This is a genomic window from Phenylobacterium haematophilum (assembly GCF_014196295.1).
Classification (GTDB): Bacteria; Pseudomonadota; Alphaproteobacteria; order Caulobacterales; family Caulobacteraceae; genus Phenylobacterium; species Phenylobacterium haematophilum.
Genome location: NZ_JACIDK010000007.1, coordinates 49,708 through 69,689 on the forward strand (window position 1 = coordinate 49,708; position 19,982 = coordinate 69,689).

Annotated in this window: 20 protein-coding genes; 15 read left to right on the plus strand and 5 right to left on the minus strand. The window is 68.3% G+C overall.

Annotated elements, in window-relative coordinates:
• Positions 1-12: 12 nt before the first annotated feature.
• Positions 13-597, plus strand: coding sequence for a peptide-methionine (S)-S-oxide reductase MsrA (gene msrA, locus GGQ61_RS18865; protein WP_183776245.1), 585 nt, complete (start codon positions 13-15; stop codon positions 595-597).
• Here msrA and GGQ61_RS18870 read toward each other — a convergent pair.
• On the minus strand, positions 566-2,122 hold the full coding sequence (locus tag GGQ61_RS18870; RefSeq protein ID WP_246371095.1) for an ArnT family glycosyltransferase: 1,557 nt from the start codon (positions 2,120-2,122) through the stop codon (positions 566-568). The genes msrA and GGQ61_RS18870 overlap by 32 nt on opposite strands.
• A 221-nt stretch (positions 2,123-2,343) precedes the next feature.
• On the opposite strand from GGQ61_RS18870, the gene GGQ61_RS18875 reads away from it, so the two are divergent.
• The 5 genes from GGQ61_RS18875 to GGQ61_RS18895 all read left to right on the plus strand — a co-directional run bounded on the left by GGQ61_RS18875 (position 2,344) and on the right by GGQ61_RS18895 (position 8,752).
• Positions 2,344-5,649: a TonB-dependent receptor gene (locus tag GGQ61_RS18875; protein WP_221221140.1), complete on the plus strand. Its 3,306-nt coding sequence runs from the start codon at positions 2,344-2,346 to the stop codon at positions 5,647-5,649.
• 122 nt (positions 5,650-5,771) lie between these two features.
• Positions 5,772-6,782, plus strand: a complete 1,011-nt coding sequence (locus GGQ61_RS18880; RefSeq protein WP_183776249.1) for an agmatine deiminase family protein — start codon at positions 5,772-5,774, stop codon at positions 6,780-6,782.
• On the plus strand, positions 6,782-7,657 hold the full coding sequence (gene aguB, locus GGQ61_RS18885) for an N-carbamoylputrescine amidase (RefSeq protein ID WP_183776251.1): 876 nt from the start codon (positions 6,782-6,784) through the stop codon (positions 7,655-7,657). Before GGQ61_RS18880 ends, aguB begins: the two co-directional genes overlap by 1 nt.
• Before the next feature lie 34 nt (positions 7,658-7,691).
• Complete coding sequence (locus GGQ61_RS18890) at positions 7,692-8,219, plus strand: GNAT family N-acetyltransferase (protein WP_183776252.1); 528 nt, start codon at positions 7,692-7,694, stop codon at positions 8,217-8,219.
• A complete protein-coding gene (locus GGQ61_RS18895) occupies positions 8,216-8,752 on the plus strand; it encodes a GNAT family N-acetyltransferase (protein ID WP_183776254.1) in 537 nt (178 codons plus the stop codon). The genes GGQ61_RS18890 and GGQ61_RS18895 overlap by 4 nt, the downstream gene beginning before the upstream one ends.
• Here GGQ61_RS18895 and GGQ61_RS18900 read toward each other — a convergent pair.
• Both GGQ61_RS18900 and GGQ61_RS18905 read right to left on the minus strand, forming a co-directional pair.
• Positions 8,749-9,549: an acid phosphatase gene (locus tag GGQ61_RS18900; RefSeq protein ID WP_183776256.1), complete on the minus strand. Its 801-nt coding sequence runs from the start codon at positions 9,547-9,549 to the stop codon at positions 8,749-8,751. The genes GGQ61_RS18895 and GGQ61_RS18900 overlap by 4 nt on opposite strands.
• A gap of 56 nt (positions 9,550-9,605) precedes the next feature.
• Positions 9,606-10,487 carry a MaoC/PaaZ C-terminal domain-containing protein gene (locus GGQ61_RS18905; RefSeq protein ID WP_183776258.1) on the minus strand — a complete coding sequence of 294 codons (882 nt, stop codon included), beginning with the start codon at positions 10,485-10,487 and terminating at the stop codon, positions 9,606-9,608.
• A 206-nt stretch (positions 10,488-10,693) separates the two neighbouring features.
• On the opposite strand from GGQ61_RS18905, the gene GGQ61_RS18910 reads away from it, so the two are divergent.
• Complete coding sequence (locus GGQ61_RS18910) at positions 10,694-11,497, plus strand: SapC family protein (RefSeq protein ID WP_183776260.1); 804 nt, start codon at positions 10,694-10,696, stop codon at positions 11,495-11,497.
• Between the two features lie 60 nt (positions 11,498-11,557).
• Here GGQ61_RS18910 and GGQ61_RS18915 read toward each other — a convergent pair whose 3' ends face one another.
• Positions 11,558-11,950 carry an acyl dehydratase gene (locus GGQ61_RS18915; protein WP_183776262.1) on the minus strand — a complete coding sequence of 131 codons (393 nt, stop codon included), beginning with the start codon at positions 11,948-11,950 and terminating at the stop codon, positions 11,558-11,560.
• Positions 11,951-12,053: 103 nt separating this feature from the next.
• Here GGQ61_RS18915 and GGQ61_RS18920 point away from each other — a divergent pair, with 103 nt between their 5' ends.
• The 3 genes from GGQ61_RS18920 to GGQ61_RS18930 all read left to right on the plus strand — a co-directional run bounded on the left by GGQ61_RS18920 (position 12,054) and on the right by GGQ61_RS18930 (position 15,183).
• Positions 12,054-12,344 carry a hypothetical protein gene (locus GGQ61_RS18920; protein WP_183776264.1) on the plus strand — a complete coding sequence of 97 codons (291 nt, stop codon included), beginning with the start codon at positions 12,054-12,056 and terminating at the stop codon, positions 12,342-12,344.
• Positions 12,345-12,424: 80 nt separating this feature from the next.
• A complete protein-coding gene (locus GGQ61_RS18925) occupies positions 12,425-14,557 on the plus strand; it encodes a protein-disulfide reductase DsbD family protein (protein WP_183776271.1) in 2,133 nt (710 codons plus the stop codon).
• A 17-nt stretch (positions 14,558-14,574) separates the two neighbouring features.
• The gene (locus GGQ61_RS18930) at positions 14,575-15,183 is read left to right on the plus strand and encodes a thioredoxin family protein (RefSeq protein ID WP_183776272.1); all 609 of its coding nucleotides are present in this window, start codon (positions 14,575-14,577) and stop codon (positions 15,181-15,183) included.
• A 3-nt stretch (positions 15,184-15,186) separates the two neighbouring features.
• On the opposite strand, the gene GGQ61_RS18935 is transcribed toward GGQ61_RS18930, so the two are convergent.
• Positions 15,187-15,624 carry a hypothetical protein gene (locus GGQ61_RS18935; RefSeq protein WP_183776273.1) on the minus strand — a complete coding sequence of 146 codons (438 nt, stop codon included), beginning with the start codon at positions 15,622-15,624 and terminating at the stop codon, positions 15,187-15,189.
• Positions 15,625-15,722: 98 nt separating this feature from the next.
• On the opposite strand from GGQ61_RS18935, the gene pgi reads away from it, so the two are divergent.
• The 5 genes from pgi to GGQ61_RS18960 all read left to right on the plus strand — a co-directional run bounded on the left by pgi (position 15,723) and on the right by GGQ61_RS18960 (position 19,759).
• Positions 15,723-17,339: a glucose-6-phosphate isomerase gene (pgi, locus tag GGQ61_RS18940; RefSeq protein ID WP_183776279.1), complete on the plus strand. Its 1,617-nt coding sequence runs from the start codon at positions 15,723-15,725 to the stop codon at positions 17,337-17,339.
• A 26-nt stretch (positions 17,340-17,365) separates the two neighbouring features.
• Entirely contained in the window at positions 17,366-18,220 is an 855-nt protein-coding gene (locus tag GGQ61_RS18945; protein ID WP_183776286.1) for an SDR family NAD(P)-dependent oxidoreductase, read from the plus strand.
• A gap of 78 nt (positions 18,221-18,298) precedes the next feature.
• Positions 18,299-18,655: an ArsR/SmtB family transcription factor gene (locus tag GGQ61_RS18950; protein WP_183776288.1), complete on the plus strand. Its 357-nt coding sequence runs from the start codon at positions 18,299-18,301 to the stop codon at positions 18,653-18,655.
• Positions 18,642-19,112: an SRPBCC family protein gene (locus GGQ61_RS18955; protein WP_183776290.1), complete on the plus strand. Its 471-nt coding sequence runs from the start codon at positions 18,642-18,644 to the stop codon at positions 19,110-19,112. Before GGQ61_RS18950 ends, GGQ61_RS18955 begins: the two co-directional genes overlap by 14 nt.
• Complete coding sequence (locus GGQ61_RS18960) at positions 19,109-19,759, plus strand: glutathione S-transferase family protein (RefSeq protein ID WP_183776292.1); 651 nt, start codon at positions 19,109-19,111, stop codon at positions 19,757-19,759. Before GGQ61_RS18955 ends, GGQ61_RS18960 begins: the two co-directional genes overlap by 4 nt.
• The last annotated feature ends 223 nt before the right edge of the window (positions 19,760-19,982 follow it).

The window sequence follows — 19,982 nt, forward strand, 5'->3', positions numbered from 1 at the left end:
GGATGGAATGCGATGAAGCTGTTTCGCGCCGCCGCCGTGGCGGCGATCGCCACCCTTTCCCTCGCCCAAGCCTCCGAGGCCGCGGCCTTGAAGACAGCCGTCTTCGCCGGCGGCTGCTTCTGGTCGACAGAGAAAGCGATGGAGAGCCTGCCCGGCGTGACCAGCGCCGTCTCCGGCTACGCCGGCGGCGCGCTCCAGAACCCTACCTACCAGAACCATCGAGGCCATCTGGAGGCGGTGAAGGTCACCTACGATCCGGCCAAGATCAGCTACGCCAAGCTGGTCGACGGCTTCTTCCATCACATCGACCCGACCGACGCCGGCGGCCAGATCTGTGACCGAGGCCCGTCCTACACGACCGCGGTGTTCGTGGCCGACAACGCCGAGACTGCAACGGCCCAGGCGGTGAAGGCGCAGGTCTCCAAGGCTCTCGGGAAGCCGGTCGCCACCCGGATCCTGACCGGCGGCAAGTTCTGGCCGGCCGAGGCCTATCACCAGGACTACGCCAAGAAGAACCCGGCCAACTACGAGGCCTATCGCATCGGCTGCGGCCGCGACCGGGCGCTCAAGGCTGTTTGGGGATCGGCTTACCGGTGACGGGGTCGCGGGGGGCCGGCGCAAAGCCTTCGGCGACGAACAGCTCAGCCCGGCGTTTGCGCTTGCGGTCAAGCCAGACGCTGACGATCTCCTCGTCCGAGGCGGCGCGGAAATCGGCCTTCATCTCATCGAGGAACACCTGCTCCAGGCTGACCGCCAGCACACGCTTGCCGTCGGCCGCGGTCAGCGGGGCGACGGTTTCGGCCTGGTTCTGCGGATGGGCCTCCCGCACCCACATCTTCAACGGCGGCTCGCCGTTCTGTCCGAAGAACTCACGGCCGTAATAGGCCGCGGCGTTGAACAGGAATCGGTCATTGACCGCGACGGCGCTCAGCGAACCGGGCGGCTCGCGCATCGCCCGGTTGGCGATGGACTCGGTCATCTGCTCCCAGCCCTTGGCGCGCTTGAAGGCGTTCGACAGGCCGATGCGGTCGGCGAAGCCGGTGTTGAGCACGCAGGCCAGGAACACCGCGGCCACCACCCCTTGCAGGGCCAGGGCGGCGATCAGCCACCAGCGGGCGCGCCAGCGCACCAGCCAGGCCGCGACCAGAATCACGCCGGGGACGTAGCCGGCTCCCGACCAGTTGGCGTTGGCGCGGCTGATGAACGCCTGGCCGGTGACGATCAGGATCGCCGGCAGGGCGAAGCAGATCAGCAGCACGTCGGCCGGCTGTAGGCGTCGGCGGAAAGCCAGCACCGCCGCGCCGCCCAGCAGCACCGCGAAGGGGATCGGCCCGAACACGCCGAATTGCGAGGCCAGGAAGTCGCCGAGCTCGCCGAGATTGAACAGCTGGCGTCCGCTCCAGTTGGCGTTCGCCGCCGTATGCTGGACGGTCGAAAAGCCGTGCGCGGCGTTCCAGATCAGGTTAGGCGCCAGGATCGCCAGCAGGGCGGCCAGCGCAGCTAAAGCCGACTTCAGGTTCCAGACACGGCGGGCGTCGGGCGAGAGCGCCAGGTGCAGGGCCAGGCCGATCAGTCCGTACACCGCCGCGTACTTCGACAGGAACGCCATGCCGAGCGCCACGCCGAAGCCGGCCGCCAGCCAGAGCCGGCGTCGCGCGTCGCCAGCCGGCATCTCGACATAGGTCAGCAGCGCCATGGCCAGGAACATCAGCAGCGGCGCGTCAGTGGCCGCGACCAGCGATGACAGCTGCACCGCCGGCATCAGCAGGTAGAGCGCCGCGGCGGCGAACCCGGTGCTCGAATCGTAGAGCCGCCGCCCGATCGCGAACACGCAGAAGGTGGTCACCGCATGCAGCAACGGCGCCGAGAAGCGGACCCAAGGCTCGGCGTCGCCGCCGATCGAGGTCGTCGCCCAGATCAGCCACGCCACCATCGGTGGTTTGGAATAGTAGCCCCAGTCGAGCGTGCGCGACCAAAGCCAGTACTGGGCTTCGTCGGGATAGAGCTCCAGCGGGGTGGCGAACAACGCGACCATGCGGACGGCGGTGAGCGCCAGGGTGATCATCAGCACCGCGCGCCAATGGCGTTCGATTCCGTGCGCTGACAGTGGTTTGCTGGGCAAGGCCGCCTCGTTGGGTCGCGATTGGCCGGAAAGTTGCGCGGGGCAGCGTGTCTGTAAAGCGACAGGCGCCGGGTTATTTGGCGTCGGTCACGTCAAGTGACTAAGCCGTCACGATTCCGTCACCCACGGACGAATTTTCCAAGCTATAGGGACCACCAGGAGTGGGGGGCCTGGACCCTGCGTTCATCCCATTCCCGACGGATTAGGGGATCTCAATGCGAATGATGAATAGGCTCGCCGGCGGCGCGGCGCTGACCGCGCTCGTGTGCGCCATGTCCAGCGCGGTGTACGCGCAGGAAACCACCGGCTCGGTGCGTGGTCAGGTTACGGACGAAAACGGCGCGGGCGTGGCCGGCGCGACGGTCACGGTGACTCATGTCCCGACCGGCGCGACCTCGACGTCGGTCACCGGCGCGGATGGCTATTTCTCGGCCCGCGGCCTGCGCGTCGGCGGCCCGTACCGCATCGTCGCCACCGCGACGGACTTCGAGCGGACCCAGGCGACCCTGCAGAACGTCGGCGTCGGCGATCCCGCCAACGTCCGCCTCGACATGTTCCGCGCGGGTTCCGCTGCGGTCGAAGAACTGGTGGTCACCGGCGCGCTGGCCGCGCCGAGCCAGGGCGGCCCGTCGACGAACTTCTCGGCCGCCGCGATCGAATCGCTGCCGTCGATCAGCCGCGACATCAAGGACTTCGCGCGTCTCGACCCGTTCGCGACCATCGATGTCTCGAACCAGGACGCGCTGTCGTTCGCCGGCACCAACACCCGCTTCAATCAGCTGACGGTCAACGGCGTCCGCCAGAACGACGACTTCGGCCTGAACAACAACGGCTATCCGACCCAGCGCTCGCCCTTCCCGCTGGACGCGGTCGGCGCGGTCAACGTCTCCATCGCCCCCTACAGCCCCATCAACAACGGCTTCACCGGCGGCCAGATCAACGCCGTCCTGAAGTCGGGCGGCAACGACTTCTCGGGCTCGCTGTTCGGTGAAAAGTCCGGCCGCGATTTCCAAGGCGACACCGTGCGCGGCCAGCCGGCCGGCTCGGCCTTCGAGGAAAAGACCTGGGGCTTCACCCTGGGCGGTCCGATCATCAAGGACACCCTGTTCTTCTTCGCCGCCTACGAGAAGTTCGACGGCGAGCTGGGCTTCGACGAGGGCCCGACCGGCTCGGGCGCCTCGGTGATCATTCCGCGCATCACCACTCAGGCCGTCGACCAGTTCCAGGCCGACACCAAGCGCATCTACGGCTACGATCCGGGCAACTTCCTGTCGGGCGCCTTCCCGGTCGAGGACGAGAAGAAGCTCGTCAAGCTGGACTGGAACATCACCGACAACCACCGCGCCGAATTCACCTGGCAGAACACCGTCGGCAACTCGCTGAACGGTTCGGTCACCTCGACCTTCGCCCAGGGCAACAGCGTCACCCAGCCGCGGATCGGCCTGGAGACCAACGACTACAACAAGATCGAGGAGCTGACGGTCTACACCGCCCAACTGAACTCGCAGTGGACGGACGCCTTCTCAACCGAGCTGCGTTACTCGCGCAAGGAAACCGACACCCAGCAGCTGCCGCTCGGCGGCCTGAGCGTCGGCCAGGTCGACGTCACCGTGAACGACATGCCGGGCGTGCTGCAAGGCGCGGGCAACGCCCAGTTCCGCTATGGCGCCGACATCAACCGTCACGACAACTATCTGAACGTGAAGGTCGACACCTTCGAGGCGATCGCCCGCTACCACTACGGCATCCATGACTTCATGGTCGGTCTGCGGACCGAGCAGGACGACGTGTTCAACGTCTTCGTGTCGAACTCGCTCGGTTCGTACACCTTCTCCAGCTACGCCAACTACCTGAACAAGATCGCCTCTGGCTTCACCCTGACGGGCGGCGTCGATCCGAACGGCGGCACGGTGCCGGCCGCCCTGGGCACCGCGCGCCTCGGCGCGGCTACCTTCGGCTATCGCCTGACCAGCGCCTACGCTGAGGATCGCATCCAGATCCTGCCGAACCTCGACGTGCTGGCCGGCTTCCGCATCGACTCGTACTCGATGGACGACATGCCGACCTACAACTCGGCGTTCGCTTCGCGGAACGGCTTCTCGAACCAGCAGAACCTCGACGGCAAGTACGTCGTGCTGCCGCGGGTGTCGTTCAACTGGGCCCCGACCGACCGCCTGCGGGTGTCGGGCGGTTTCGGCGGCTTCTCGTCGACCGGTCTGAACGTCTGGGTGTCGAACGCCTTCTCGAACAACGGCGTCAACCAGACCAACGCCAACTGCGCTGGCGCGGTGCTGACCAACGTCGACATCACGAAAGCCCCGGCCGGCTGTACGTTCACGCCGCGCGGCGGCAACACCAACGTCGTCAGCCCGTCGTTCCAGATCCCGGTGACCTGGAAGGGCAACCTGTCGGTCGGCTACGAGTTCGATCTCGGCCGCTTCGGCGACGGCTGGCTGGTCCAGGCCGACTACGTGCGGATGTCGAACCAGAACGCCCTGTACTGGACTGACCTGCGCGCTCAGCAGATCGGCGTCGCGCCGGACGGCCGTCCGGTCTACGGCCGTACGACCACGGGCGACCTGACCGGCAACTCGTACGACATGATGCTGGCCAACACCGACAAGGGCGGCTCGGAATCCTACGCGATCACCATCGCCAAGGCGTGGAACGAAGGCTTCCTGGAAGGTCTGGGCGGCAAGTTCATCTACACCCACACCGAAGCCACCGACGCGAACCCGATGACCAGTTCGATCGCCCAGTCGAGCTACACGCGGTTCGCCTCGTCCAATGTCCAGAACCCGCCGGCGGCGACGTCGGACTACGAGATCCGCGAGCGCTTTGCGTTCGATGTCTCCTACGCCCGCAAGTTCTTCGGCGACTATGAGACTTCGTTCCGCATGTTCGCGCAAAGCCGCACCGGGCTGCCGTTCAGCTACACCTTCGCCAACAGCGCCACGAGCGGCTTCGACAACGACTTCGGCAACTCGGTTTCGAGCTTCTCGGGCCGCCAGGCTTCGTCGAACGCTCTGCTCTACGTGCCGGCGGCGGTGGGCGGCAACGTCACTGCGACCTCGGACCCGCGCGTCCGCTATGCGGCCGGCTTCGACGTGGCGGCGTTCAACGCCTTCCTGCAGCAGTCCGGCTTGATCGGCTATGCGGGCAAGATCGTGCCGCGGAACTCGTTCACCAACCCGGACGTGACCACGGTCGACCTGCGCATCAGCCAGGAACTGCCGGCCTTCTTCCCGAACGGCGCCAAGCTCGAGGTCTACATGGACATCGAGAACCTTGGGAACCTGCTCAACGACGAGTGGGGCATCGTCGAGCAGTACGACTTCTACCGCGGCGTGCCGGTGGTGAACGTCCAGTGCGGCACGGGCGCGGTCGGCGCCTGCGCGGCTCCGGGCGCGACCTACACCTACTCGGGCACGGGCGTTAACGGCGCCTTCCAGCAGCCGGTGAAGCCGTTCCTGCGCAGCGAGAACTCGCTGTGGCAGATCAAGATCGGCGCGAAGTACAAGTTCTAAGCCCTCGGGCTCAGAGTCAGATCGGAAGGGGCGGCTCGGCGACGGGCCGCCTTTTTCTATGCGACGCTTGACGGGGGGGCCGCGTCCGCCCATCTGCGCGCGTTCACTAGATGAAGGCAGCCATGACCGCTCTCGTTCCCGCCGAATGGGCTCCGCACCGCGCCATGTGGCTGGGCTTTCCCAGCCATGACGAGGGCCTCTGGGAGGAATACCTCGCCGACGCCCAGCAGGAGGTCGCCGCGCTCGCCCGCGCCCTGGCCGGCCCGGGCGGCGAACGCGTGCGCTTGATGACCGGCAGCGACGAGGGCGAGGCCGCCGCCCGCCGGATGCTCGGCGACGTCGCCGGGATCGAGATCGTGCCCGGCCGCTTCGGCGACGTCTGGCTGCGCGACACCGGGCCGATCTTCGCCAAGAAGGACGGCGCCGACGTCGCCCAGGGTTTCCGCTTCAACGGCTGGGGCGGCAAGTACGACTTCCCGTACGACGACGAGGTCGCCGGCCAGATCGCCGCGGCGGCGGGCGTGATGCTGAACCAGCACGAGTTCATCCTCGAAGGCGGCGCAGTCGATCACGACGGCGCCGGCACGGTGCTGACCACCGGCCAGTGCGTGCTCAATCCCAACCGCAACCCCGGCTGGACGCAGTCTGCGGCCGAGGCGGCGTTCGCCACGGCCTTTGGTGCGACCAAGACCATCTGGCTGGGCGAGGGCCTGGCCAACGACCACACCGACGGCCACGTCGACAATCTCGCGCGCTTCGTCGCCCCCGGCGTCGCGGTCTGCCCGATCGGCTTCGGCCGCGGCGACGTGAACCTTGAGGCCTATGACGACGCCGCCCGCCGCCTGGCGGAGGCTGCCGACGCCCAGGGCCGCAAGCTGAAGGTCGTCCGCGTTCCTTCGCCCGGCTGGATCGAGGGCGTCGATGGCAGGGCCGCGCCGGCCAGCCACATGAACTTCATCATCGCCAACAGCGCGGTGATCATGCCGACCTACGGCGAGGGCCAGGCCGCCGACCTGGCGCTGCAGGCGCTGGAAAGCGTCTTCCCCGACCGAAAGGTCATCGGCCTGCCGTCCACGGCCGTCCTCACGGGCGGCGGTTCCTTCCACTGCATCACCCAACAGGAGCCCGCCTGATGGCCCGCACGATCAACGTCGCCGCGATCCAGACCAGCTACGGCATGGACATGGCGGCCAACATCAAGAAGACCGAGGCCTTCATTCGTGAAGCGGCGGCCAAGGGCGCCCAGGCGATCCTGCCCTCGGAGCTGTTCCAGGGGCCGTACTTCTGCGTCACCCAGGAGGAGCACTGGTTCGCCCAGGCCTATCCGTGGCGCGAGCATCCGGCCGTGCTGGCCCTGGCGCCGCTGGCGGCCGAACTGGGCGTGGTGATCCCGATCTCGATCTTCGAGCGCGAAGGGCCGCACTACTTCAACAGCCTGGTGATGGTCGACGCCGACGGCTCGCTGATGGGGCTCTATCGCAAGAGCCACATCCCCGACGGTCCCGGCTACCAAGAGAAGTACTACTTCCGCCCCGGCGACACCGGCTTCAAGGTCTGGGACACCAAGTTCGGCCGCCTGGGCGTCGGCATCTGCTGGGACCAGTGGTACCCTGAATGTGCCCGCGCCATGGCCCTGCTGGGCGCCGAGATCCTGCTCTATCCGACGGCCATCGGCTCAGAGCCGCATGATCCCACCCTCGACACTGCGCTGCCCTGGCGGCGGGCGATGCAGGGCCATGCCGTTTCCAACGTGATCCCGGTGGTCGGCGCCAACCGCATCGGCTTCGAGCCCTGGGACGGCTATCCGACCGGCGGCCAGGCCTTCTACGGCTCGTCCTTCATCGCCGATCATCGCGGCGACCTGGTCTCGGAGCTGGGCTCGGAGGAAGGGATCGTCCAGGCGACATTCGACCTGGACTTCCTGGCCACCCACCGCGCCGCCTGGGGCTTCTTCCGCGACCGCCGCACCGATCTCTACGGCGCCCTGACCGGCCAGCGCCCCGTCTAGCTAAGCCAAGCCTGGATCATGTAACCTCGTTCGCATGATCCAGACCGACCGCCTGATCCTTCGGGACTACCGCGAAGAGGACCGATCGGATTTCGCCGCCCTGAACGGCGATCCGCAGGTCGGCGCGTGGCTGGGCGGCACGCTCGACCGGGCCGGCAGCGACGTCCTGCTCGACCGGTTCAACGCCCACATCGCCGAGCACGGCTGGGGCCCCTGGGCGGTGGAGCGCAGGTCCGACGGCCGGCTGATCGGCATGACCGGTCTGGCGAGCGTCAACGAGGCGCTGCCGGTCGGCCCGGCCATCGAGGTCGAGTGGCGTTTCATCCCGCAGGCCTGGGGGCAGGGCTACGGCAGCGAGGCGGCGAAGGCGGCTCTGGCCTGGGGGTTCGCCAACCTCGACCGGGACGAGTTTCTGGCCTTCACCGCCGACACCAACCTGGCCTCGCAGGGGGTCATGCGGAAGATCGGCATGGTCGCCGATCCGGCCCGCGACTTCGATCACCCGAACCTGGCGCCCGACCATCCGCTGAACCGTCACGTCGTTTACGTGGCGCGCCGGTGAGGCTGGAGACCGAACGCCTGATCCTGCGCCAGTGGCGCCAGGAGGACCTCGAGCCGTTCGCGGCGATGTCGCGCGACGAGGAGGTTATGCGCTGGCTGGGCGGGGCCCTCACCCGCGAGCGGGCTCGCGCCTACATGGACCGCGCCCACGACGCCTTCGCCCGGCTCGGCATGGGCCGCTACGCCATCGAGCGGCGCTCGGACGGGGCCTTCATCGGATCCTGCGGATTGATGCCCTCGTTGGAGGAACTGCCGGTCCCGCCTTTCATCGACATGGGCTGGCGGCTCAGCCGCCAGGCGTGGGGCCACGGCTACGCGACCGAGGCCGCCCGCGCGGTCCTCGATGACGGCTTCACGCGCCTGGATCTGCCGGAGATCGACGCCATCACCGCGGCCATCAACCTGCGCTCACGCGCGGTGATGGAGCGGCTCGGCATGGCCTACGACGCGCAGCTGAGCGGCTTCCCCGGTCCGGGCCATGCCGAGGACGACCCCATGCGTCCGACCGTCCTCTACCGGGCGGTGCGCCCCTAGGCGGCGCAGCCGCTCGGCGCGGTCTTGGCGCGGGCGATCTCGCTGCGGGCCTTCTTCATGTCGGCCTGGAACTGCGGGTCGCCGTGCAGCCGCGCGACCATGGCGCTGGCCAGGGTGCGGCCGGCCTCGATGTCGCTGGCGTAGTGCACGCCGCAGATGATCCGGCTCTCGCCGATCTGCTTGCCGACGCCCAGCATGTCGTCGGCCTTGGCCGGGGCCAGCTCGGCCAGGATCAGCCCCCAGGCCCAGCCGGTCATCGAGTGGCCCGACGGATAGGAGGCGTTGGTCTTCATCCAGTCCTCGCGCGGGATGCAGATTGGCTTGTCGTCGCCGATCATCGGGCGCGGGCGATCGTAGTGGTCCTTGGCCGGCTTGCCGATGGTGCGCACGTCGAGCTCGACGCGGTGCATGATCTTCAGCGCGGTCGGGGTCTGCTTTTCGTCGATCGACACGCCCAGCTTGCAGGCGTACTGCTTCAGAGCGCCGCCGCCCCACAGGTCGTTCTCGACAACCGCCTGCTTCCAGCGCGGGGAGCCGGCCAGGGCGCGGGTCTCTTCGTAGCGGGCGCGGTCCGCCTGGCCGATCAGGCTCTCCGGCGCCGGCGGCGGGCCGAGCAGGGCCGCGCCATCGAGGTCGCTCTGGGCGAGATAGCCGGTCAGATCGGTGGGCAGCGGATTGAGCGGGGCCGGCGCCAGGCTTTCGCCCGCGGGCGGCGCCTCAAGCGGCGTGGTGGCTGCGCAGGCAGCGAGGCCGGCGGCCATGGCTATGCCGGCGACAATGCTGAAGCTACGGATCATAGGCGCCTCTCTAGAACGGCTCCCAAGCCTTGGGAACCGTTCCGGAGGCGGACGGGCTACCGCAGGACGGTCAGGCCGTTCTTGATGACGGTGGCGTTACGCGCCTTCACACGCGCCTCGAACGAGATGTTCTTGCCGTCCTTCCAGATGTCCACGGTGATGGTGTCGCCGGGGATGACCGGGGCCGAGAAGCGGGCCTGGTGCGAATAGATCTGGTCGGGGTCGAAGTTGACGACCTCCTGCAGGATCGCGCGGCAGGTGATTCCGTAGGTGCACAGGCCATGCAGGATCGGCTTGTCGAAGCCGGCTTTCTTGGCGACTTCCGGATCGGAGTGCAGCGGGTTGCGGTCGCCGTTCAGACGATAGAGCAGGGCCTGGTCGTCGCGGGTGTCGAAGTCGACCGAGATGTCCGGCGCGCGGGTCGGCACCACGTGCGGCTCGGGGGCGCCTTCCGACGGGCCGCCGAAGCCGCCGTCGCCGCGGGCGAAGGTGGAGCTGGTCAGGGTGGCGACCTTCTCGCCCTTTTCGTCGGTCCAGACGGTCTCGTTGATGATCACAGCGCCCTTGCCGGGGCCCTTGTCATAGGCGCCGACGGTGCGGCCCTGGGCCGTGTAGGTGCCCGAAGCGCTGAGCGGCTTGTGCAGTTCGACCTTCTGCTCGCCGTGCACGACCATCAGGAAGTTGATCTGGCTGGGGCGGTGGCCGGCCGGCATCTCGGGAGCCGGGCCCGCCGTGCCGCGCATGCTGGAGGCCAGCACGGTCGCGGCGGTCGGAATCACCTTGAGGTTCTTTTCATAGACGAAGGCCAGCTCCGTCTCGTTCATCTGGTCGCGGCCCATGCCGACGCCCAGGGCGTAGAGCATGACGTCCTTGTCGCCGTAGGAAAAAGTCCGCGGCGCAGTCTTCTGGTCGAGAATGTCGGGATAAAAGATCGGCAAAATATATCCTCCGGTATGTGGCCTTGGCGGCCTTATCGAATGAGGCGAATTGAAGCGGTTCGCCTCGGCGGAGGCAAGCAGGCTGCGTGCACGTTTGCGGGCGCCTGCCCGATCAGGTAGAAGCGGCGACTTCGCTCGAGACGGCGCATCAAGAAACCGTCCGCTCGCGCAGCCCTATCATCGCCCAGGATCATCGAAGGTATTTCATGGCGAACGAAACCCCGACCGGCATGGGTCAGATCACCGGCAACGTGCTTTTCTATTCGAAGCCGGAACCGCTCTCCATCGACCTGCACAGCGGTCTGGGCGTGAAGAGCCTGCCGGGCCCGTTCAACTTCGCCAAGGAAGGCCATGCGGTTCCGCTGACAGTGACCGAGTTCGGCGTCTCGTCGCTGTGCGGTCCGATCATCTTCGTCGGCGACGACAAGATCCCGCTGGCGGTCATGGGCCTGAACCTCGGCCAGAACATGTTCCTGCAGGAAAACGGCCTGTTCGAGCCGGGCGTCTACGTCCCGGCCTACATCCGCCGCTATCCCTTCGTGTTCGCCACCGACAACAACGCCGGCCAGATGGTGCTCTGCATCGACCGCTCGGCCGAGTTCATCGTCGATAAGGCCGAAGCCGACATGCTGTTCTTCGACGCCGACGGCAAGCCCACCGAGTACACGCAGAACTGCATCAACTTCTGCAACGACTACGAGATGGAGCGCCAGCGCACCCAGAGCTTTGTCGAACTGCTCAAGGGCCTGGACCTGTTCGAGACCAAGAAGGCGGTGTTCACCCCGACCAACCCGGACGGCAGCGCCGGCGAGCCCCAGACCATCGCCGAGTACTTCGGCGTTTCGGAAGAGAAGCTGAACGCCCTGCCGCACGACAAGTTCATCGAGCTGCGTGACAACGGCGCCCTGGCCCAGATCTACGCTCACCTGGTCTCGCTGGCCGGTTGGGACCGCCTGATCGCACTGGCCATGGCCCGCGCGCCGCAGGTTCCGGCGCCCGCCAACGCCTAAGGCGCAGGCGAAGGGAAATTTCGGGACGGCGGGTCGCGAGGCCCGCCGTTTTTCGTTTGCCTAGCGGGCGAAGACGCTGCGGGTCAGGCAGGAGAAGACCAGCCGCCCAGCTTCGTCGAGCAGGTCGTGCTGAGCGATGATGATGCCTTTGCCTTCGCCGACCGGGTCCTTGCCCATGACCGTCATGCGACCGCGCAGCACCTCGCCCGCCGGCGGATTGCGCGCCCAACGCAGGGCGTCGACGCCCAGGCGCTTGGTCTGCGGCCACTCCAGGACCGAGGCGGCGTCGAGCCGGCACCACAGCGCATAGACCATGGCGTCCGGCGCGCCGCGTTCAGTCGGCCAGCCCGGCGCGAAGGCGGCGATGAAGGCTTCGAGCGCGGCGGGCTCGACCGGGATCTCTCCCAACGAAACCACCTGACCCATTTCGATGTCATCGAACGACGCAGGCACGGTACGCACTCCAATTCAGGAAAAACGCTGATTCGCCGATCATCGCGCCTGACGATGACAAGTCGAGCTTTTGTGAGCGGGCGCGGGAGCCTATGAGGCGGACATGTCGAACGGGTGGCTGATCGGAGTGATGATCGAACTGGCGGGGGAGGCTGCGCCCGTGCGCCACTTCTTCGCGGTCGGCCACGAGGATCGCAACAAGGCCGAATGGACCGCGATCGACCGCGCCATGCTGATCGGCGGCGTCGCCGCCAGCCCGGTGAAGGGGCTGGAGCCGGTGCATGTCATCGGCCCGCTCGCCCCACGCACGGTCAAGTCGCTTGCGCTGAAACCAGGCGAAGTGCGGCCGCTCGGCTGGAAATGGCCGCGCCGCTGGCTGGCCCTAGCCGAATAGGCCGGTCGCGACGTCAGCGTCGCTTTGCGCGCGCGCCTTGGCGGGCCATATAGCGGAACGTACCTGAGCGGGATGACCGGATGATGCGCCTTCTTGCGAAGCTCCTGGCGGCTTTCACCCTCGTCTGGGCGCTTCCTGCGGTCGCCCAGCCGGTGGACACCGGCCATCTGGTCGCTGAACTGGTGGCCCGCGACCAGTCGATCGCGCCGGGCGCGACGACCTACGTCGCCTTGCGCCAGAAGATCGACAAGGGCTGGCACACATACTGGCGCAATTCCGGCGACAGCGGCGAGGCGACCCGCATCGCCTGGTCCCTGCCCAGCGGCTGGACCGCCGGCGAGATCGTCTGGCCGGCGCCGACGCGCCAGCCGACCGGGCCGCTGATGAACTACGGCTACAAGGACGAGGTGCTGCTGCCGGTGCCGATCACCGCGCCGGCGACCGCCAAGCCGGGCGAGACGGTCACCCTCAAGGCCCAGGCCACGTTCCTCGTCTGCGAAGAGATCTGCGTTCCTGAGGACGCCGAGCTGACCCTGTCGCTGCCCGTCGCCGAAGGCCTGGCCGAGCCGAACCCGGAGTGGAGCGGACTGATCGCCAAGACGCTCGCTAATGCGCCGGCCCCCGCCGGCCTCAACGCCGTCTTCGCCAAGCAGGGGCCGATGCTGGCCCTGGCGATCACCGGTGAAGCGTTGAAGGGCGCGGATCTTTCGGACGCCTACTTCTTCCCGTTCGACTCCACGGCCATCGACCACGCCAAGCCGCAGGGGATCGAGCGCGGCCCTGACGGACTGACCCTGACCCTGACGCCGGGCTACGCCTTCCAGCAGCCGCAGACCCCGACCGCCATGGCCGGGGTGCTGACCGTGGGCGACAAATCCTACGAGGTCTCGGCCGCCGAGGGCGCGCTGCCGGCCGGCGCCTCGGGTCTCGGCCCGCCGGCCAAGGCGAGCGGCGGCGCATCGGGTTCGCTCGGCCTGCCGCTGGCCGCGGCTTTCGCCTTCCTGGGCGGGCTTATCCTCAACCTGATGCCCTGCGTCTTCCCCATCCTGGCGATGAAGGCCGCCTCGCTGGCCGGCCACGCGCACGAACGCAAAGCCGCCCAGGGCCAGGGCCTGGCTTTCCTGGTCGGCGTGCTGGCGACCTTCCTGGCCCTGGCGCTGGTGCTGATCGCCGTGCGCGCCGGCGGCGCCGCGGTCGGCTGGGGCTTCCAGTTGCAGTCGCCGCCGGTGGTGGCGGGGCTGGCCCTGCTGATGCTGGCCGTGGCCCTGAACCTCTCGGGCGTGTTCGAGGTCGGCTCGTCGCTGCAGGGCGTCGGCACAGGGCTGGCCGGCAAGCGCGGCCTGGCCGGCGCCTTCTTCACCGGAGCCCTCGCCGTCGTCGTCGCCGCCCCGTGTACGGCGCCGTTCATGGCCCCCGCGCTCGGCTGGGCGCTGACCCAGAGCGCGCCGGCCGCCCTGACCGTGTTCCTTGCGCTCGGCCTCGGCTTCGCCGCGCCATTCGCCCTGGCCGCCTTCACGCCTGGCCTGCTGGCCCGACTGCCCAAGCCCGGCCCGTGGATGGACGGCTTCAAGAAGCTGCTGGCCTTCCCGATGTACGGCGCGGCCGCCTGGCTGGTCTGGGTGCTGACCCTGCAGGCCGGCGACACCGCCCTGGCGCGGATCTTCATGGCTGCGATCGTGCTGGCGCTGGGCGCCTGGCTGCTCGGCGTGGCCCAGCGCCGCCATGCCAGCGGCGCCTCGGTGGTGGCGCCCGCGGCCGTCGGCGGGGTGTTGGCGCTGGCTGCGGCGCTGGCGGCCGTCTGGCCGAACTACGGCGAGCCCGGCGCCGCGGTCGCCTCGTCCGGCGGCGGCGGTAAGGCCGACGTTCCCTATGAAGCCTATTCGCCCGAGAAGCTCGCCGCCGCCCAGGCGGCCGGCAAGCCGGTGTTCGTCAACTTCACCGCCGCCTGGTGTGTGACCTGTCAGGTCAACGAGCGCGTCGCCCTGACCAGCCAAGCGGTCGCCGACGCCTTCAAGGACACCGGGGCAGTCTATCTCAAGGCGGACTGGACGCGAAAAGATGCAGCAATCGAGGCTGAACTCGCCAAGCACGGGCGCGCCGGGGTTCCGCTCTACCTCGTGTATGGCGCCAAGGGCGGGGAGGGCGTTATCCTGCCGCAGATCCTCACCGAAGGCCTCGTCGTCCGGGCTCTGAAGGACGCGCAAGGCCGCTGACCTGCAAGGAGGCGCCCATGCTCAGCCGTTCGATCCTCTTGGCCGCCGCTATTGCGCTCGCGGCGCCCGCCGCTCACGCTGCGCCGGTCGTCGGCCAGGCGGCTCCGGCCTTCACCGCCAAGGACGCCGACGGCAAGACCCGCTCGCTCTCCGAGTTCAATGGCAAGACCGTGGTCCTCGAATGGACCAACGACGGCTGTCCCTACGTCCAGAAGCACTACAAGTCGGGCGCCATGCAGGGCCTGCAGAAGTCGGCCGCCAAGGACGGCGTGGTCTGGCTCACCCTGATCTCCTCGGCGCCCGGCAAGCAGGGCTACCTCGAGGGCGCCCAGGCCAGGGGCTGGAAGGCGACCAACGGCGCCGGCTCCACCGCCCTGCTGTTGGACCCAACGGGCCAGGTGGGCCACGCCTACGAGGCCAAGACCACGCCGCACATGTACATCGTCGATAAGACCGGCAAGCTCGTCTACATGGGTGGCATCGACGACAAGCCGACCGCCGATCCGGCCAGCCTCAAGGGAGCGAACAACTACGTTTCGGCGGCGCTGTCGGACATCAAGGCAGGCCGCGCGGTGTCGACCCCGGTCAGCAAGCCCTACGGCTGTACGATCAAGTACTCGGGGTAGGCGCTAAACCGGCGCCTGCGGCGGCGCGGTGATCACCTCGACATTGTCGTTGAGCAGATAGCCCATGTCGGCGATCGCCGTGTCGCGCTCGGTCGTGCTCTTGGCCTCTTCGAGCGCCTTGAGCTTCAGCGGCAGGTCCTCGGAAATGCCGCGCAGGATGCACTTCAGGTCGCCGTCCAGATTGCGCTCGGCCAGGCTGCGGTGCGCCTGCATGTCCAGCGCCGCCAGTTCGCCGACCTTCGTCTTGAACGCCTCGCCGATCGGCGCGTTGCTTCCCTTGAACGCCTCGACTTCGGCCTTCAGGGCGCCGGCCCGCTTCACGATGTCGGCGAACAGCGGCTCGGTCGCGATCACCGGCGGCGGCGTCGCGCCTGCGCCTGCGCCGGCCGGGGCGGCGGCGAGCCAGAGGGCCGAAAGCATGGCGGCGGCGCTGCAGGACATCGGACGGGACCTTCCTCGAAACGGCCAAGACAGGCCGGGCGCCTTTTGCTAACGGCGATACGGTAAACGCCCCGCTACCGTCTAACGAAGGGTACCGCATGACCGATCTCGCCGCCGCCTGGACCACGCTGGAAACCGCCGCCCAGGACGCCCGCGAGCGTCGCATCGCCGACCTGTTCAAAGCCGAGCCCGACCGCCTGGACAAACTCAGCGTCGAGGCGCCGCAACTGCTGCTCGATCTCTCCAAGCAGCCCTGGTCTCGGGCGGAGGCGCAGGCCGCGCTGGCTCTCGCCCGCGCTGGCGGGATCGAGGCGGCCCGCGACCGCCAGTTCGCCGGCCAGGCCGTGAATCCCTCCGAGGACCGCGCGGCCCTGCACATGGCCCTGCGGGCCGCCAAGGGCGCGGACTTCCAGGCCAAGGGCGAGCCGGTCTCGGCCGAGGTCGACGCCACCCGTGAGGCGATGGCCGCGATCGCTCGCGCGGTCCGCTCGGGCGAAAAGCGCGGCGCGACCGGCCAGCCCTTTAGCGCCATCGTCCACATCGGCATCGGCGGCTCGGACTTCGGCCCGCGCCTAGTCTGGGAAGCGCTGCGCCCGCTTTCGCCCCAGATCGAGCTGCGCTTCGCCGCCAACGTCGATCCGGCCGACATGGCCTTGGCGCTCGCCGGCCTCGACCCGGCCCGCACCCTGGTGGTCGTGGTCTCCAAGACCTTCACCACCCAGGAGACCATCGCCAACGCCACGGTCGCCCGCGCCTGGCTGCGCGCCGCGCTCGGTCAGGCCGGCGACGCGCACCTGCTCGCCGTCTCCGCCGCGCCCTCCGCGGCCCAGGCCTTCGGCGTCCCGGCCGACCAGATCTTCGGTTTCCGCGACTGGGTCGGCGGCCGTTACTCGGTGTGGTCGGCGGTCGGGCTGTCCTGCGTGATCGCGCTCGGTCCCGAGGCGTTCGAGGAACTGCTGGCCGGCGCGCGGGCCATGGACGACCACTTCCGCACCGCGCCGCTGGCCGCCAACGCCCCGGTGCTGCTGGCGCTCGCCCACATCTTCAACCGCAATGGCCTTGGCCGTCCGATCCGCGCGGTCGTGCCCTACGCCCAGCGCCTGCGGCTGCTGCCGAACTTCCTCCAGCAGCTGGAGATGGAGTCCAACGGCAAGCAGGCTGGGGTCGACGGCAGGCCGGTCCCCCGCGGCACCGCCGCGGCGGTGTTCGGCGACGCCGGCACCAACGTCCAGCACGCCTTTTTCCAGCTGATGCACCAGGGGACCGACATCATCCCGCTGGACATCATCGCCGTCGCCCAGGCGAGCGAGGGCGAGCCCTCCAACCAGACCAAGCTGCTCGCCAACGCCATCGCGCAGGCCGAAGCCTTGATGGTCGGCAAGCCCGAGAGCGAGGTCCGCGCCGAACTGACCGCCCAGGGCATGGCCCCGGCCGCCATCGATGTGCTGGCCCCGCAGAAGACCTTCCACGGGAACCGGCCGTCCAGCTTCATCTTGCTCGACCGGCTGACGCCCCAGGCGCTCGGCGCGTTGATCGCGCTCTACGAACACAAGACCTTCGTCGAGGGCGTGCTCTGGGAGATCAACAGCTTCGACCAATGGGGGGTGGAGCTGGGCAAGACGCTGGCGACCCGGATCCTCGGCGAACTGGAAGGCGGCGCGCGCGGCGTGCATGATCCGTCCACCGAGCGGCTGGTGAGCCGCCTCAAGGGCTAAAACAACAACACAAGGGGGAGGCCCGAATGCGCGACCTGAGCGGGAAGACGGCGTTCATCACCGGCGGGGCCAGCGGCCTGGGCCTAGCCATGGCGCACGCCTTCGGCGGCGCGGGCATGAACGTCATGCTGGCCGACATCGAGGAGGCGCCGCTGAAGGCGGCCGTCGCCGATCTTGAAGCCCGCCAGGTCCGCACCTCCAGCGTGCTCTGCGACGTCGGCGATCGGGCCGCCGTGGCCGCCGCCGCCCAGGCGACGATCGACGCCTTCGGTAAGGTGCATGTGGTCTGCAACAACGCCGGCGTCGGCGTCGGCGGTCCGATCGGCGAGGTGAAGCCCGCCGACTGGGACTGGATCGTCGCGATCAACCTGATGGGCGTGGTGTACGGCATGGAGGCGTTCCTGCCGCACGTCCGGGCGCACGGCGAAGGCGGCTGCTTCGTCAACACCGCCTCGATGGCCGGGATGATCTCGGTGCCGGGTATGGAGCCCTACACCGCCACCAAGTACGCCGTGGTCGGCATGTCCGAGGGCTGGGCCGGCCAACTGGCGCCCGAGAACATCAATGTCGCCGTGCTCTGCCCCGGCTTTGTGAAGACCAGGATCAACCAGTCGGGCCGCACCCGCCAGACGCAGTACGGCGGGCCTGTCCCGAACAACCCGGTGGTCGGCCAGTCCAACGTCGACAACGGCATCGACCCGGAGTTCGTCGGTCGCCGGGTTCTCGAGGCTGTCCAGAACGACGAGCGCTACATCTTCACCCATCCGGATATGCGCGGCCTGGTGCAGGGGCGTTTCGCGCGGATCATGGCCGGCTTCGACGCCGCCGACGCCAGTCCGGCGCTCGACGGCCTGGAGTACGTCACCCCCACGCTCGGCTAGTCGGATCGAGAGCGCCTTTCAGAGGCCCCCGATTCACCTCTTGCATTTAACCCATCGGTTAATTAACTTGTCGGTTAAATGAAGACAGCATCCGACCCGCTCAGCACCACCTTCCAGGCACTGGCCGACCCGACCCGGCGCGCGATCCTGGCGCGCCTCGCGCTGGGCGAGGCGTCCGTCTCCGATCTCGCCGAGCCGTTCGCAATCAGCCTGCCGGCCGTCTCCCGTCATCTGAAGGTGCTGGAACAGGCCGGCCTCGTCTCACGGACGCGCGAAGCCCAATGGCGGCCCTGCCAGTTGAATGCGGGACCGCTCAAGGACGCCGCCGGCTGGATCGACCATTACCGGCGGTTCTGGGACGCCAGCTTCGAGCGGATGGACGTGTACCTCGCCGAGCTCCAGGCCAAGGAGGCACAGGACAATGACCGCGACTGACGCCACGGTCCTTCAGGACGACGAACTGCTGATCGAGCGCATCTTCGACGCGCCGCCGGACCTGGTCTTCAAGGTCTGGACCACTCCCGAACACCTGATGCGCTGGTGGGGCCCCAAGGACTTCACCACGGTCGCGTTTGACCAGGATTTCCGGGTTGGCGGCGGCTATCGGGCCGGCATCCGCGAGGCGTCGGGGGCCGAGCACTGGATGGCTGGGACCTATAGCGAGATCGTCGACGGGGAGAAGATCGTCATGAGCTTCCGCTGGGAAGACGGCGCCTTCGACGTCGACAACACCATCACGGTCACGTTCGCCCGATTGGCCGGCGGACGTACCCTGTTCCGCTTCCACCAGGCGCCCTTCGCCACGGTCGAAGCCCGCGATTCCCACACCGGCGGCTGGACGTCCCTGGTCGACAAGCTTGTCGCCTATCTCGCTACGGAGGATGCACGATGATCGAAGTTTCCGCCTTCAAGTGGGTTCCGCCCTTCGCCCGCGGCCTGGTCCGCGACCTGCGCGTCCGCTGGGCGCTGGAGGAGGCCGGCGTGCCTTATCGCGTTCGATTGATCGACTTTGACGACCGGGAGACCGCCGCCTATCGCGCGCTGCAACCGTTCGGCCAGGTCCCCGCCTATCACGACGGCGAGTTGTCGATGTTCGAGAGCGGGGCGATCGTGTTGCACATCGCCGCCGGCGCGCCGGCTCTGATGCCCACCGATGCAGGCGGCCAAGCCCGGGCGACCACGTGGCTGTTCGCCGCCCTCAACTCGATCGAGCCGCCGATCCAGAACCTGGCCGAGCTCGACCTTTTCAACGCCGATCAGGAGTGGGCGCGCCTGCGGCGGCCAGGTCTCGTCGCCTTCGTCGAGCAGCGGCTGGGCGAACTGGCATCTAACCTCGGCGATAAGGACTATCTGGAGGCGGACGGCTTCACCGCCGGCGACCTGATGATGGTCACGGTGCTGCGCAACCTGCGCCACACGGACCTGATGGCGAAGTTTCCCAACCTGGCCGCCTACCAGGCCCGGTGCGAGGCGCGGCCGGCCTTCCAGGCGGCGCTGGCCGCCCAGCTGGGCGACTTCGTCGAGCTCGAACCGGCCTGAGTCGTCCGGACTCGCCATCTTCACACTTTGCGTCTAAGACCCGCGTCGCAATGATCCGGGTTTCGCACCATCACGGCCATCACCATCCGACCGCGCACGCGGGATCGGCCTGGGATCGCATGGCCTAAAGCGACCCCCGCCCGAGCCTCCCGCACCAGCGGATGGGGCTTAAGGGCATCCCGGCTCCATCCGTCGAACATCTCCTTCCCAAGGACCCGACGAA

Coding starts and splice junctions, on each gene's coding strand:
- msrA (WP_183776245.1), top strand. CDS start 13: ATGAAGCTGTTTCGCGCCGCCGCCGTGGCGGCGATCGCCACCCTTTCC.
- GGQ61_RS18875 (WP_221221140.1), top strand. CDS start 2,344: ATGATGAATAGGCTCGCCGGCGGCGCGGCGCTGACCGCGCTCGTGTGC.
- GGQ61_RS18880 (WP_183776249.1), top strand. CDS start 5,772: ATGACCGCTCTCGTTCCCGCCGAATGGGCTCCGCACCGCGCCATGTGG.
- aguB (WP_183776251.1), top strand. CDS start 6,782: ATGGCCCGCACGATCAACGTCGCCGCGATCCAGACCAGCTACGGCATG.
- GGQ61_RS18890 (WP_183776252.1), top strand. CDS start 7,692: ATGATCCAGACCGACCGCCTGATCCTTCGGGACTACCGCGAAGAGGAC.
- GGQ61_RS18900 (WP_183776256.1), bottom strand. CDS start 9,549: ATGATCCGTAGCTTCAGCATTGTCGCCGGCATAGCCATGGCCGCCGGC.
- GGQ61_RS18910 (WP_183776260.1), top strand. CDS start 10,694: ATGGCGAACGAAACCCCGACCGGCATGGGTCAGATCACCGGCAACGTG.
- GGQ61_RS18920 (WP_183776264.1), top strand. CDS start 12,054: ATGTCGAACGGGTGGCTGATCGGAGTGATGATCGAACTGGCGGGGGAG.
- GGQ61_RS18925 (WP_183776271.1), top strand. CDS start 12,425: ATGATGCGCCTTCTTGCGAAGCTCCTGGCGGCTTTCACCCTCGTCTGG.
- GGQ61_RS18930 (WP_183776272.1), top strand. CDS start 14,575: ATGCTCAGCCGTTCGATCCTCTTGGCCGCCGCTATTGCGCTCGCGGCG.
- GGQ61_RS18935 (WP_183776273.1), bottom strand. CDS start 15,624: ATGTCCTGCAGCGCCGCCGCCATGCTTTCGGCCCTCTGGCTCGCCGCC.
- pgi (WP_183776279.1), top strand. CDS start 15,723: ATGACCGATCTCGCCGCCGCCTGGACCACGCTGGAAACCGCCGCCCAG.
- GGQ61_RS18945 (WP_183776286.1), top strand. CDS start 17,366: ATGCGCGACCTGAGCGGGAAGACGGCGTTCATCACCGGCGGGGCCAGC.
- GGQ61_RS18950 (WP_183776288.1), top strand. CDS start 18,299: ATGAAGACAGCATCCGACCCGCTCAGCACCACCTTCCAGGCACTGGCC.
- GGQ61_RS18955 (WP_183776290.1), top strand. CDS start 18,642: ATGACCGCGACTGACGCCACGGTCCTTCAGGACGACGAACTGCTGATC.
- GGQ61_RS18960 (WP_183776292.1), top strand. CDS start 19,109: ATGATCGAAGTTTCCGCCTTCAAGTGGGTTCCGCCCTTCGCCCGCGGC.